Annotated in this window: 12 protein-coding genes; all 12 read right to left on the bottom strand. The window is 65.2% G+C overall.

What is annotated here, in order from left to right:
- Positions 1–22: 22 nt before the first annotated feature.
- The gene (locus E4O92_RS06005; RefSeq protein ID WP_135188851.1) at positions 23–1,267 is read right to left on the bottom strand and encodes a cystathionine gamma-synthase family protein; all 1,245 of its coding nucleotides are present in this window, start codon (positions 1,265–1,267) and stop codon (positions 23–25) included.
- Positions 1,268–1,400: 133 nt separating this feature from the next.
- Complete coding sequence (gene purF / locus E4O92_RS06000) at positions 1,401–2,924, bottom strand: amidophosphoribosyltransferase (protein ID WP_135188850.1); 1,524 nt, start codon at positions 2,922–2,924, stop codon at positions 1,401–1,403.
- A gap of 44 nt (positions 2,925–2,968) precedes the next feature.
- Positions 2,969–3,457, bottom strand: a complete 489-nt coding sequence (locus E4O92_RS05995) for a CvpA family protein (protein ID WP_135188849.1) — start codon at positions 3,455–3,457, stop codon at positions 2,969–2,971.
- 6 nt (positions 3,458–3,463) lie between these two features.
- Positions 3,464–4,417: an SPOR domain-containing protein gene (locus E4O92_RS05990; protein WP_307721742.1), complete on the bottom strand. Its 954-nt coding sequence runs from the start codon at positions 4,415–4,417 to the stop codon at positions 3,464–3,466.
- 78 nt (positions 4,418–4,495) lie between these two features.
- Positions 4,496–5,794 carry a bifunctional tetrahydrofolate synthase/dihydrofolate synthase gene (gene folC / locus E4O92_RS05985; RefSeq protein ID WP_135188847.1) on the bottom strand — a complete coding sequence of 433 codons (1,299 nt, stop codon included), beginning with the start codon at positions 5,792–5,794 and terminating at the stop codon, positions 4,496–4,498.
- A 69-nt stretch (positions 5,795–5,863) separates the two neighbouring features.
- Positions 5,864–6,736: an acetyl-CoA carboxylase, carboxyltransferase subunit beta gene (gene accD, locus E4O92_RS05980; RefSeq protein ID WP_135188846.1), complete on the bottom strand. Its 873-nt coding sequence runs from the start codon at positions 6,734–6,736 to the stop codon at positions 5,864–5,866.
- A 122-nt stretch (positions 6,737–6,858) separates the two neighbouring features.
- Positions 6,859–7,134 (bottom strand): hypothetical protein, encoded by a 276-nt coding sequence (locus E4O92_RS05975; RefSeq protein ID WP_135188845.1) that lies wholly within the window; start codon positions 7,132–7,134, stop codon positions 6,859–6,861.
- Positions 7,135–7,386: 252 nt separating this feature from the next.
- Positions 7,387–8,187: a tryptophan synthase subunit alpha gene (trpA, locus tag E4O92_RS05970; RefSeq protein ID WP_135188844.1), complete on the bottom strand. Its 801-nt coding sequence runs from the start codon at positions 8,185–8,187 to the stop codon at positions 7,387–7,389.
- A 40-nt stretch (positions 8,188–8,227) separates the two neighbouring features.
- Complete coding sequence (trpB, locus tag E4O92_RS05965) at positions 8,228–9,472, bottom strand: tryptophan synthase subunit beta (RefSeq protein WP_135188843.1); 1,245 nt, start codon at positions 9,470–9,472, stop codon at positions 8,228–8,230.
- 11 nt (positions 9,473–9,483) lie between these two features.
- On the bottom strand, positions 9,484–10,149 hold the full coding sequence (locus E4O92_RS05960) for a phosphoribosylanthranilate isomerase (protein WP_206076823.1): 666 nt from the start codon (positions 10,147–10,149) through the stop codon (positions 9,484–9,486).
- A 6-nt stretch (positions 10,150–10,155) separates the two neighbouring features.
- The gene (gene truA, locus E4O92_RS05955; protein ID WP_135188841.1) at positions 10,156–10,941 is read right to left on the bottom strand and encodes a tRNA pseudouridine(38-40) synthase TruA; all 786 of its coding nucleotides are present in this window, start codon (positions 10,939–10,941) and stop codon (positions 10,156–10,158) included.
- A partial coding sequence (locus E4O92_RS05950; protein ID WP_135188840.1) for a motility hub landmark protein FimV occupies positions 10,938–13,297 on the bottom strand: 2,360 nt, incomplete at its 5' end. The genes E4O92_RS05950 and truA, both read right to left, overlap by 4 nt.

The following is a 13,297-nucleotide window of genomic DNA, read 5'->3' as shown; positions in this document are numbered from 1 at the left end:
AAAGAGCAACTGCCGCTCCCTATCAAGCGACGTTTAGCGCACTGCGGAAGTCGTCCAGCAGGTCGGCCGTATCCTCGATGCCGACCGAGACCCGGATAAGCGACTCGGCGATGCCCATGCTGGCCCGACGCTCCGGGCCCATTTCGAAGAAGATGGTGTGCGCAACCGGGATCACCAGCGTGCGGGTGTCGCCCAGGTTCGAAGCCGGAATGCCCAGGTTCAGGCGGTTCAGGTAATCGAAGCAGTCGATCCCCTCCCTCAGCTCGAATGAGAACAATGAGCCGGCGGCGCGAAACAGGTTTGAAGCGAGCGCGTGCTGCGGGTGCGACGCCAGCCCCGGATAGTAGACCGCGGCCACGCGTTCGTCCTGCTCCAGCATGGTGGCAAGCGCCAGCGCGTTGGCGCAGGAGCGCTCCATGCGCAGCGCCAGCGTTTCGGCACCGACCGCGATGTGGTGCGCGGCTTCCGGCCCAAGCGACGCGCCGAAGTCGCGCAGTGCTTTCGCGCGCACCTGGGCCATGCCTTGCGCGCTTGATGCGAGGCGGCGAAAGTTCGGCGCAATGTTCGGATAGGCGGCCCAGTCAAACAGGCCCGTATCGGTCAGCGCACCGCCCAGAGCGATGCCGTGGCCGCCGATCGACTTGGTCAGCGCGTTGACTACCAGGCCGGCACCGACCGTCTTCGGACGGAACAGGTAGGGGGTGGTCATCGTATTATCGACCACGTACAGGATGCCGCGCTCGCGGCACAGCTGGCCGATGCGCGCCAGGTCGGCGATCTGGGTGCGCGGGTTGGCGATGGTCTCGACGAATACCAGGCGCGTGTTGGCGGTCAGCGCCTGTTCGACGTTGGCGACATCGGTGGCGTCCACGAACGAGACGTCCACGCCCTGCCCCGCCACGGTGTTCCACAGGCTGTTGGTGTTCCCGAACACGAAGGACGACGAGACCACATGGTCGCCCGCCTTGAGCAGCGCCTGGAACAGCGCGCCGATCGCGCCCATGCCGGTGGCGAAGCAGATGCTGGCGACGCCATCCTCCATCTTGCTGATCTTGTCTTCCAGCGCGGAGACGGTCGGATTGCCCTGGCGTCCGTAGCGAAAGCCCGGCTCCTTGCCCTGGAAGACCGAGGCCAGCTGGCGCGCATCGCTGTAGCCGAAGGTGACGGAGGTGTGCACCGGCTTGTGCAGCGAACCGTGTTCAATGCTCTTGCGGCGATCGTTGTGGAGGATGGTGGTCGTGAATCCGAATTGTTTGGTGTCGCTCATGGTGATCCCAGGCCTTGTTGTTCGAGATGGCGTGGGCACCCCGTGCCCCGCCGGGTAAGGTAGCGGTGCGCAGACTACACGTTCGCGGTCCGCAAGCGCTGACCGCGTGCGCACAGGTGCGCACCCTACGATGTCACTCCGCTGCCACCGGCGGATTCAGGTTCAGTTGCGTGCGCACCGCGTCTTCCACCTGCGGCTTGTTCGGGCTGTTGCGCGCGTGTTCCAGGCGGTCCAGATACTCGGGCGTCACGTCGCCGGTCACGTACACACCATCGAAGCACGAAGCCTCGAAGTTCTGCAGCGCGGGATTGACGTCCGAGATCGAGCGCTTGAGCGCATCGAGGTCCTGGTACACCAGGCGGTCCGCCGTGATCTCGCGGCAGATCTCGTCCACCGTGCGGCCGTGCGCGATCAGTTCGTCGCGGGTCGGCATGTCGATGCCGTACACGTTCGGGAACAGCACCGGCGGCGCGGCGGATGCGAAGAACACGTTGCGTGCGCCCGAGTCGCGCGCCATCTGGACGATCTCGCGGCTGGTCGTGCCGCGCACGATGGAATCGTCCACCAGCAGCACGTTCTTGCCCTTGAATTCGGAGCTGATCGCGTTGAGCTTCTGGCGCACCGATTTCTTGCGCATGCCCTGCCCCGGCATGATGAAGGTACGGCCGATATAGCGGTTCTTGATGAAGCCCTCGCGGTATTCGATACCGAGCTTGAGCGCGAGCTGGATCGCGGCCGGCCGCGACGAATCGGGAATCGGCATGACCACGTCGATCTCGCCGCTCGGGATCTCGCGGCGGATCTTGTCGGCCAGGTACTCGCCCATCTTCAGGCGCGTCGCGTACACCGAGGCGCCGTCGATCACCGAGTCCGGCCGCGCCAGGTACACGTACTCGAACGCGCAGGGGTTGAGCGACGGGTTGTCGGCGCACTGCTTCTCGTACAGCTTGCTGTCGTTATCGATGAACACCGCCTCGCCCGGCGCGATATCGCGCAGGAAGCGGAATCCCATGCCCTCGAGCGCGACCGATTCGCTGGCCACCAGGTATTCGGTGCCGCGGTCGGTTTCGTTCACGCCGATGCACAGCGGACGGATGCCGTACGGGTCGCGGAAGGCCAGCAAGCCGACGCCCGCGATCTGCGCCACCACCGCATAGGCGCCGCGCACCCGGCGATGCACCATCGCGACCGCCTTGAACAGCGCGTCCGGATCGAGCGAATAACTGGTGCTCACCTCCTGGATCTCGTGCGCCAGCACGTTGAGCAGCACTTCCGAATCCGAGTCGGTGTTGATGTGCCGGCGGTCCTTGCGGAACATGTCTTGTTTCAGTTCCGCCTGGTTGGTCAGGTTGCCGTTGTGCGCGAGAGTGATGCCGAACGGTGCGTTCACGTAGAACGGCTGGGCCTCCTCTTCGCTGGACGAGCCGGCGGTCGGGTAGCGGCAGTGGCCGATGCCCGACGTGCCCAGCAGCGAACGCATGTTACGAGTACGGAACACGTCACGCACGAGGCCGTTCGCTTTGTACATCGAGAACATGTTGTTGTGATCGGTTGCGATGCCTGCCGCATCCTGGCCGCGATGCTGCAACAGCAACAACGCGTCATACAACAGCTGATTGACTTGAGTTTGCGAAACGACGCCGACGATGCCACACATGGTGCTGGGCTCCTAAAGACTGGACTGCGATATTGCAGAAAGATTCAAAACTGTACGTGCTGCGTCAGGGCAGCGGGCAAGAAAGGCATGACGGTACGCGCGCCCGCTTCCGCCATTGGCGAGAGCAGTGCGTTTTTCCAGAAAGCCTGCTGGGGAATATCAGTCATACCGCACAATATGACGCCGGCCAGCACGATTACAATGCCGCGCGCCAATCCGAACAAACCGCCCAGGCCGCGGTCGGCCAGCGACAGGCCGGTCGCGGTCACCAGCGCGCCGACCGCCAGCGACAGCAATCCCATCAGGATGCGCGCGCCAAGGAACAGCGCGATGAAGGCGACGATCAGGCGCACCGCATCGCCTGGAATCATAGAGGGTAACATGGGCGCGAGTTTGGCGCCGTAGGCGTTCGCGACGACGAAAGCGACGATCCAGCCCAGCAGCGACAATATTTCCTTCACCAGGCCGCGCAAGGTGCTGATGACGACCGACGCCACCAGCACGAACAGGAGCAGATAGTCGAAGATCGTCACGCCGCGTCAATGGACGGGTTTTGGGGTCAGGCCGAGCTTGGCGAGCTTGCCGCTGACCTTCTCGGCCTCGTCCTGGCTCAGCGGGCCGACCTTTACACGGATCAGGTCGCCGGTCGGGCGGGACAACTTCTCGGTATGCGAATGGATGCCCGCCGCGCTCAGCCTGGACTGGAGTTCGGCCACCTTCTCCGCGCTGGCCAGTGCCGCCACCTGCAGCACGACCTTGTCCTGCGCGGGGCTCGCGGCCTTCTCGGCTGGCTTGCCTTCGAGGATAGCCAGCGCGCGCGCCGAATCATCCGCTGCCGCATGCTTTTCCTCGGGCTTGGCCGCCGGCTTTTGCGCCGGCTTGTCGACTGCCTTGGCTTCCGGCTTGGGCTCCGGTTTGGGTTCTGGCTTGGGCAGCGCCTTGTGTTCGGGTTTGGCGTGCTCCTGCCGCGCCGGTTCGGGCCGGGCGGGTTCAGGCTTTGCCGGTTCGGGCTTGGCCAGTTCAGGCGTCGCCGTTTCGGGCTTGGCCGGCGCGGTGCGCGCCTCGGCGATCTGGCGTGCGTCGGCTGCCCGCTTGGCGTCGGCGGCCTTTTGCGCCTCGCTCGCAGCTGGGGGCAGCGCGCTCTTGGACGGCTCGACGATCTCCTCGCCCTTGTCCACCGAGTCGGCGGCGGCCACCGCGCCCGGCTTGGCCGCGGGGTCACCCGGAGCGGGAAGCGGCGGCGCCTTGTCCTTGGCCGGGATGTCGATCGCGATATCGCCGGCCAGCGGCTTGGGTTCGGAATCGAGCAGCATCGGCAGGCCGACGGCCGCTGCCAGCGCGAGCGCGATCGAACCGACCAGGCGGCGGCGCGCGCGCTTCTTTTCCGGTAATGCCGAATCCGCGCCGCGGTTGCGGCGCGCGCCCTCGCCCGCGGGGGACGCGCGCTTGGAACGCGCGCGCTGACCCTCGGCGTCGTCTTCGGCCCGGGTCATGAAACGGCCACTGTCTTCGGCGGTGCGGTCTTGCTTGTTTTTACTTAGGAACGAGAACAAGCCCATGCGTTGTTTTGGTCAGTGAAGAGAGGATTTTCGGGCCGCCATCACGCCGGCGACGGTGTAGAACGAGCCAAAGACCACAATTCTATCATTCTCTCCAGCCCGGCTGAGGGCATTCGCATAGGCCTCGGCCGGATTGGCGAACGCGATCGCCGAGAAGTCTTCCGGCTTGGCGCCGGCCGGCCTGTGCGCCGACAACCTGGCGACCAATTCCGCGGCCTGCGCCGAGCGCGGAGAATCCAGGTTGGCCACGCACCAGTGATCGACCTGCTCGAGCAGCGGATTGATCACGGCGTCGATGTCCTTGTCCTGCATGATACCGAAAACCGCATAGGTGTAGCGGTAAAAGCCCATGTTACCGAGGTTCTGGGCCAGGGCTGCGGCAGCGTGCGGATTGTGCGCCACGTCGAGGATCACGGTCGGACGGCCGGGCAGCACCTGGAAGCGCCCAGGCAGTTCGACCAGCGCCAGGCCCGCCCGCACCTCCTGCGCGCCCACCGGCAGCTGCATGCGCAGCGCCTCGAGCGCGGCCAGCGCGGCCGAGGCATTGAGCAGCTGGTTGGCGCCGCGCAGCGCCGGATACGCCAGCGAATTGCGACGTGTCGATCGGCCGGCAAAGCTCCACTGCTGCTTGTCGCCCTGGTAGTTGAAGTCGCGGCCCAGCAGCCACAGGTCTGCGCCGATCTTCCCGGCGTGCTCGATGAGCGACTGAGGCGGCACCGGGTCGCCGCAGATCGCCGCACGGCCGGCCCTGAAGATGCCGGCCTTTTCAAAGCCGATCGCCTCGCGCGTGTCGCCCAGGTAGGCGGTGTGGTCGATGTCGATCGAGGTGACCACGGCCACATCGGCGTCGACCACGTTGACCGCGTCCAGGCGCCCGCCCAGGCCCACCTCGAGGATCGCGACATCGAGATCGGTTTTCGAGAGCAGGTGCATGATCGCGAGCGTGGTGAACTCGAAATAGGTCAGGTCGACCTCGCCGCGGTGCGCCTCGACGAAATCGAAAGCCTCGACCAGCGCCGCGTCGCTCGCCATGTCGCCGTTGATGCGGGCGCGCTCGTTAAAGTCCAGGAAGTGCGGCTTGATGTACAGGCCGACGCGGTAGCCGGCCTGCAGCAGGATCGACTCGAGCATGGCGCAGGTCGAGCCCTTGCCGTTGGTGCCGGCGACCATGATCACCGGGCAGCGGAAGGCCAGGCCCATGCGCTCCTTCACGGTACGCACGCGGTCAAGGCCCATGTCGATATGAACTTCAGCATGGCGCGACTCGAGCAGCGCCAGCCAGTCGGGCAAAGTGGTCGGGAGGTTTGGCATGGGGATGAAACGAGAGGTGCTGGCGCAGGGGCGCATGGCGCAGGCCTGGCGGCCTGCGCCTGGGAGGATTTACGCGACGACTTCCGCGGACTGGTTCTGCAGGAGCGCCAGCAGGCGCGCGATCTCTTCGCGCATCTTGCGGCGATCGACGATCATGTCGACCGCGCCTTTCTGCAGCAGGAACTCGGCGCGCTGGAAGCCTTCCGGCAGCTTCTCGCGCACGGTGTTTTCGATCACGCGCGGGCCGGCAAAGCCGATCAGCGCCTTGGGCTCGGCGATCACCACGTCACCCATGAAGGCGAACGAAGCGGACACGCCGCCCATGGTCGGGTCGGTCAGCACGCTAATGAACGGCAGCTTCTTTTCCGACAGCTTGGTCAGCATCGAAGTGGTCTTGGCCATCTGCATGAGCGACAGCAGGCCTTCCTGCATCCGCGCGCCGCCGGTGGCGGTGATGCAGATGAACGGCACCTTCTGCTCAAGCGCAACCTGGGCGCCGCGCACGAAACGCTCGCCTACCACGGAGCCCATGGAACCGCCCATGAACTCGAACTCGAAGCAGGACACGACCACGGGCATGCTCATGATTGCGCCGCCCATCACGATCAGCGCGTCGGTCTCGCCGGTGGCATCCATCGCCTGCTTGAGGCGGTCCGGATACTTCTTGCTGTCCTTGAACTTGAGCGTATCGACCGGCAGGGTCTCCTGCCCAATATCATAGCGGCCACCCTCGTCCAGCAGCGCGTCCAGACGGTCGCGGGCGCGAATGCGCATGTGGTGGCTGCACTTCGGGCACACATGCAGGTTCGACTCGATGTCGGCACGATAGAGGACGGCCTCGCAGGACGGGCACTTGACCCACAGGCCCTCGGGCATGGTCTGGCGTTTGGCGGCATCGGAGCGCTGGATCCGTGGGGGCAGCAGTTTTTCTAGCCAACTCATTTTTTCTCCTTTGCGGCAAATCTAAAGTTGGCGGTAGTTTATACGGCCCGGCCCTGCTTGTCGAATGCTTGCCAATTCAAATTAAAAATTTGACAATTTCGGCCGTCACGGATCCACCTTGTTCAGTCGGCTCCGGTCTCAACAGTGGTGAACTCGAAGCCGCCGATACGCGCCGCGACGAGGTTGTAGACCCAGGCACCAAGCAAGGTGAACAGGTATCCGAAGACCATGTACAGCAGCGGCAGCAGGATCAGCATGAATACGGGGAGAGCGCCCTGGCCGCCAAATAACATCGGGATAGCGGACAACACCACCAGCGGCAAGGAAATGACCAGATACAAGACCGCCATCACTTTGGACGTTTGCATCACGGACACATGCACAACCTGTTTTTTCATTTTCGGCCCCTAGTTTTTTGTTTGGGAAATACTACGGCAACCACTGTACCTCACCCACAAGCAAAACTGAACAAAAATGAAATAGGGGTCAGAGTCGAATTAATTGGAACATTGTTAAATTTTTAATTAAATCGACTCTGACCCCACCTTTGACGCGCAGCGGATGCCAAACAGAAAATGGGGTCAGAGTAGAATTAATCGGAAATTTCACAGTCTTTCCGATTAATTCGACTCTGACCCCAGTTGGGGGAATTACTTGCTGTCGAGGGCGGTGCGGATGGTGGCCACGAAGTTTCGTACCGCCTCTTCGGCCCGGTCCTGCGGCGTGTTTTCCAGCTCCTGGATGATGCGGCTACCGATCACCACCGCATCGGCCACTTCGGCCACCGCCTTTGCCGTTGCGCCGTCGCGGATGCCGAAGCCGACACCGATCGGCAGCTTGACATGCTCGCGGATCGCCGACACCCGCCGCGCCACGTCGGCTGTGTCGATGCCGCCCGCCCCGGTTACTCCCTTGAGCGAAACGTAGTACGAAAAACCGCTGCCGTACTTCGCCACCTGGCGGGTCCGCTCGGTCGTCGAGGTCGGGGCAAGCAGGAAGATCAGGTCGAGGCCGTTTTCGCGCATCGCGTGCGCGAACGCTTCGCATTCTTCGGGCGGGTAGTCGACCACGATCGCGCCGTCCACACCCGCATCCTTTGCCTTTCGGATGAAGTTGTCGGGGCCGATGCGCTCGACCGGGTTGGCGTAGCCCATCAGGACGACCGGCGTGGTGCCGTTCGTCTTGCGAAATTCGCGCACGAAGCCGAAGCAGTCAGTCAGGCTGACGCCGTATTTGAGGGCGCGCTCGCAGGCGCGCTGGATCACCGGGCCTTCGGCCATCGGGTCGGAGAACGGGACACCCAGTTCCAGGACGTCCGCTCCGCCCGCGACCAGCGCGTGCATCAGCGGTACCGTCAGTTCGGGTGCCGGGTCGCCAGCCGTGATGAAGGTCACGAGGCCGGTCTTGTTTTGCGCCTTGAGCGCGGCGAAGGTTGTGTCGATTCGGGACATGCTGTTTTCCTGGTAATTGTCGAGATGGCGTGCGTCGTGATCAGCCAAAGTCGAGCCCCATCCGCTGCGCCACCGTGTGCATGTCCTTGTCGCCACGGCCCGACAGGTTGACCAGGATGAGCTTATCCTTCGGCAGCGTGGCCGCCAGCTTCACGCCGTATGCGATCGCGTGCGACGATTCGAGTGCCGGGATGATGCCCTCGATCCGGCAGCAGTCGTGGAAGCTTGCTAACGCTTCGTCGTCGGTGATCGAGACGTATTCGGCGCGGCCGCTGTCCTTCAGCCACGCGTGTTCCGGCCCCACGCCCGGGTAGTCCAGGCCGGCCGACACCGAATGGGTCTCGATGATCTGGCCGTTCGCGTCCTGCAGCAGGTAGGTGCGGTTGCCGTGCAGGACACCGGGAATGCCGGCGGAAAGCGACGCCGCGTGCCTGCCGCTGTCGATGCCCTCGCCCGCCGCTTCGACGCCGACCAGCTTGACGAGCGCTTCGTCAATGTACGGATAGAAGATGCCCATCGCGTTCGAGCCGCCGCCGATGCAGGCCACCACATAGTCCGGCTGGCGCCCCGCCATCTGCGGCATCTGCACGCGGCATTCTTCGCCGATCACGGACTGGAAGTCGCGCACCATCATCGGATACGGGTGCGGGCCGGCCACGGTACCGATGATGTAGAAGGTGTTTTCGATGTTGGTGACCCAGTCGCGCATTGCCTCGTTGAGCGCGTCCTTGAGCGTCCTGGAGCCCGATTCCACCGGCACCACGGTGGCGCCCAGGAGCTTCATGCGGTACACGTTCTGCGCCTGGCGCTTGACGTCCTCGCTGCCCATGTAGACCACGCACTCGAGCCCGAAGCGGGCGCAGATGGTGGCGGTGGCCACGCCGTGCTGGCCGGCGCCGGTTTCGGCGATGATGCGCTTCTTGCCCATGCGGCGCGCCAGCAGCGCCTGGCCGATCACGTTGTTGATCTTGTGCGCGCCGGTGTGGTTCAGGTCTTCGCGCTTGAAGTAGACCTGGGCGCCGCCGGCCTGCTCGGACCAGCGCTTGGCATGGTAGACCGGCGACGGACGGCCGACGAAGTGCGCCAGCTCGTAGCGGAACTCTTCGAGGAAGGCCGGGTCCTTGCTGTAGCGCGCATAGGCTTCGTCGAGCTCGGCCAGCGCGTGGCTCAGGGTCTCGGCGACGAAGCTGCCGCCATATAGGCCGAAGTGGCCTTTGGCGTCCGGCAGCTGGTATTCGGTGGTGTGGAACAACGCGGCGGCGCCGCGCTCATGTGCGTCTGTCATGGTAGGTTCGCTTAAGAGGTGTTGGCATCGGCGGCCCGCACCGCGGCGATGAACGCGGCGATCTTGCGGGCGTCCTTGATTCCCTTGCCGGCCTCGACACCGCTGCTGATGTCGACCGCATAGGGACGTACGCGCGACACCGCGTCAGTCGCGTTTTGTACGCTCAAGCCACCACTCAAAACGACCCGAGGCGCGAGCTCTTTTGGGATGAGAGACCAATCGAAGACCTTTCCTGCGCCGCCGTAGGCGTCCACCCAGGTGTCGAGCAACAGGCCCGAAAACCACGGACTGGCGGCGCGGTATGCAAGTTCACATTCTAGCAAATCGGATGCGCCCGTGTCCGGCTTGACGCGGCAGGCGCGCACGAACGGCCGCGCGACCGCAGCCGCGATCGCGGCGCACTGCGCTGGCGTTTCGTCACCGTGGAACTGGAGCAGGGAGATGGGCGCGACCCGCACCACCTCCTCGACCTCGGCCAGGGTCGGGTTGACGAACAGCGCGACCGCGCTGACAAAGGGCGGCAGGCTGGAGGCCAGGCGCGCCGCCTGCAGCGGCGTGACGTAGCGCGGGCTCTTGGGATAGAACACGAAGCCGAGGGCGTCGGCGCCGGCATCCACCGCCGCGCGTAAGTCCTCTTCGCGGGTGAATCCGCAGATTTTGATTCGGGTACGTTGCATGATCGATTACAGCCAGGGCAGCGGCGAGACCGCCTCCTGCGGCAGTCCCCACTTTGGATCGTACTCGATTTTAGCAAGGTACAGGCCGTCCGGCATGAAGGTCGGCGCGGCCGCGTCGCGGTCGCAACTGGCCAGCACCTCGGCCATCCAGTCCGGCTCGTTGCGGCCGGTTCCCACATAGATCAGCGCGCCCACCAGGTTGCGCACCATATGGTGCAGGAAGGCGCTGGCGCGCACGGTAAACACGATGATGTCGCCGCGCCGCTCGATCGACAGCTCGTGCATGTCCTTGACCGGCGATTTGGCCTGGCAGCCGGAAGCGCGAAAACTCGTGAAGTCATGGGTGCCGATCAGGTGCGCCGCCGCTGCGCGCATGCGCTCGACGTCCAGTGGCCGGAACACCCAGCCGGCGCGCCCGGCCAGCAGCGCGGACGGGTTCGGGTTGTTGTACAGGACGTAGTGGTAGGTGCGCGAGCGCGCCGAAAAGCGCGCGTGGAAGTCGGCATCCACTTCCCTGGCCCAGCGTACGGTGATCGAATCGGGCAGGAAGGTGTTCACGCCGCGCACCCACGATTGGTCCGCGCGCGACAGTTCGGTGCCGAAGTGGACCACCTGCTCGACCGCATGCACGCCGGCGTCGGTGCGGCCGGCACAGGTGGTGTGAATCGGGGCGCAGGCGAACTTCTCGAGCGCGATCTCGAGCTGGTCCTGGACGGTGTCGCGGGCGGGCTGTTTCTGGTAGCCGTTCCAGCCGGTGCCGACGTACTGGAGACCTAATGCGATACGCTTCACGCCAACTTCGCGCGCATTGCACTGGCCTTGCTGACCTGTTCGCTGTTGCCGCCCTTGATCACTTCCTCCAGCAGCTCGCGCGCGCCTTCCTTGTCGCCGATTTCCTGGTACGCGATGGCCAGGTCAAGCTTGGTTTCCATTTCCATGTGCGCGGCCGACATCTCGCCGCCGGCGCTAATCTCGGCTTCCGGCAGCGGCTCGCCAGCGTGCTCCTGCTCCGGCAGGTCCAGGTCGATGCCCGACATGTCAAAGCTTGGCAATGGCGAGTCAGCCGGCGCCCCCGCTTGGCCGATTGAGGCGAACGGCTCGTCCTCAAGGACGATCGTGTCCTCAAACGGTGCCGCCACCGGCTCGCTTGCCGGCGCCTCGAAGTCCATCGCGTCCAGTTCGGCCAGGGTGCTCTTCGGCTCAGTCGCCGCAGGCGCTGCTTCCTTCGGCGCGCTCCCCGGCAGCTCAAAACTCATCGCGTCCAGGTCGAACAGTGGATCCTTCTGCTCGCTGGCCGGCGCCGCCTGCTCGGTTGCGGCCGGCACGTTCGGCAGGTCGAATTCCTTGGCCAGGTCGGCCATGTTGATATCGGTCGCCGGGCCGCTGAGCGACAGGTCGAGCGCAAGAGCGTCCTCGTCTTGCGCCGGCTTGGCGGGGGACTCGTCGAAGTCCGTGTCGAATGCGAGGTCGAACGACTCGTCCTGCGCTTGCGTCGCGGGCACGGCCTCGGCGGCCGGCGCCGCCAGCGGCGGGAACGGCTCCATGTCGAAGTCCAGGTCCGACACCGCCGTCGGCTCGGGTTTTTCGGCATCGTCCGGAGTCGGCGCCGCAGTCGGATCAAGCGATTCCACCGGCTCGAAACTCAGTCCGCCCAGGTCGAAATCGAGCAGGTGGTCGTCTTCGGTCTTGGCCTGCCCCGCCGGTTCCGGCAGCGCGGTCAGTTCGTGGTCAAGCTGTGCATCGGCCGTGGCAGCAGGCTCGTCGCCGCGGAACGCCTGTTCAAGCTGCTGCGCGAGCAGGGCCTGCTGGCCGCGCTCTTCAAGGCTCGGGTGTGCAGCCGGCGTCCCGCCGTTCGAGAACAAAGGATTGAGCGGATCGATCAACAGGCCGAGCGCGGCGGCCTGCGCCCACTCGTCGCCCTGGCCGCGGGTCATGCCGTACAACTCGCTGGCCTGGGTTTCGAACGCGCGCAGGTCCTTGCGCGCGGCGTAAATTTCGAGCAGCTTGAGGCGCACCGGATAGCGCTCCGGGTGGGTGCGCAGCGCTTCCTTGAGAATCTCCTCGGCCTGGGCATCGCGGCCATAGGCGATGTACACGTCGGCTTCCGCGACCGGGTCGACTTCGTTGGTATCCAGCTGGCTGGCCGATGGAGCAAAGCTCGAGTTGAATACGCTGTTGTTGGTGTCGATGCTCTGCCCGCCCGCCTGCGCGAACAGCGAGGGCGCCTGGTCGGCGGGAGGCACGCCCAGGACCGAAGGCTCGGTCGCGGCCTTCTTCGGCTCCGGCTTATTCTTGCGGCGCTGCGCGACACCGAATGCGCCCAGCAGCAGCACGACGGCGCCGGCGGCAATGTAGGTGACGTTGTCCATCAGCGTGTCGAACAGGCTCGGCGCAGGGGCAGGCGCAGCCTTCTTCGGTGCCGGAACGATGGCCTTTTTGGCGGGCTCCGGCTTGGTCGCGGCCGGGCTGGGCTTGGCGGGGGCCGGGGCCGCGCTCTCCTGCTTGGCGTTGGCGAGCGCATCCGCGCCGGCTTTCGATTTCACGCTCATCAGCTTCTCGAGGTCGCTGACGTTCTTTTCCAGCTCCTTGACGCGGGCCTGCGCTTCGTCCAGCTCCTTCTGCCGGGCGATCGCTTCCTCGCTGTTGCTGGTGCCGCCCTTGCCGACGGCGCCGGGCCCGGTCGCCTTCGACAGGCGCAACTGGTCCTGGGCTTCGTTGGCGGCGGTCGGGCGTTCCTCGACCTTGGCGGTGACCCTGCCGGTCGCGCTTTGGCCGGCCTGCGGGGCGGGCGCCGGGCTGGCTGCCGCGACCTGGCCCGCCAGCTTGTTGCGATAGGCGTTGAAGTCGGCAGCGTGGGCGACCACGATGCCGTGCGCTTCGCCCTCAGCGATACCGCGCGCCTCGTCGGCGGTCGGCACCGACAGGATCTGGCCCGACTTCAGGCGGTTCATGTTGTTGCCGATGAAGGCGTTCGGATTTGCGCGGTACAGCGCGACCAGCATCAGGTCGAGCGAGATGTCGGCCGGCTTGAGCTGCGTGGCGATGCGCCCGAGCGAATCGCCGCGCTTGACCCGGTATTGCCCGGCAGTCGCTTCGCGGCCGGCATGCGACGCCGCGGACTGGCCGGCGGCGCTGGCGCGCTCCGGCC

The organism is Massilia horti (assembly GCF_004614195.1).
In the GTDB taxonomy this organism is placed as follows: domain Bacteria; phylum Pseudomonadota; class Gammaproteobacteria; order Burkholderiales; family Burkholderiaceae_D; genus Telluria; species Telluria horti.
This window is presented reverse-complemented; position numbering and strand designations above follow the sequence as displayed.

Bases quoted from the DNA above. Each gene is read 5' to 3' on its own strand.
- trpB (WP_135188843.1), bottom strand. From the start codon at position 9,472: ATGACAGACGCACATGAGCGCGGCGCCGCCGCGTTGTTCCACACCACC.
- folC (WP_135188847.1), bottom strand. From the start codon at position 5,794: ATGCCAAACCTCCCGACCACTTTGCCCGACTGGCTGGCGCTGCTCGAG.
- E4O92_RS05960 (WP_206076823.1), bottom strand. From the start codon at position 10,149: ATGCAACGTACCCGAATCAAAATCTGCGGATTCACCCGCGAAGAGGAC.
- E4O92_RS05990 (WP_307721742.1), bottom strand. From the start codon at position 4,417: ATGACCCGGGCCGAAGACGACGCCGAGGGTCAGCGCGCGCGTTCCAAG.
- purF (WP_135188850.1), bottom strand. From the start codon at position 2,924: ATGTGTGGCATCGTCGGCGTCGTTTCGCAAACTCAAGTCAATCAGCTG.
- accD (WP_135188846.1), bottom strand. From the start codon at position 6,736: ATGAGTTGGCTAGAAAAACTGCTGCCCCCACGGATCCAGCGCTCCGAT.
- E4O92_RS06005 (WP_135188851.1), bottom strand. From the start codon at position 1,267: ATGAGCGACACCAAACAATTCGGATTCACGACCACCATCCTCCACAAC.
- trpA (WP_135188844.1), bottom strand. From the start codon at position 8,187: ATGTCCCGAATCGACACAACCTTCGCCGCGCTCAAGGCGCAAAACAAG.
- E4O92_RS05975 (WP_135188845.1), bottom strand. From the start codon at position 7,134: ATGAAAAAACAGGTTGTGCATGTGTCCGTGATGCAAACGTCCAAAGTG.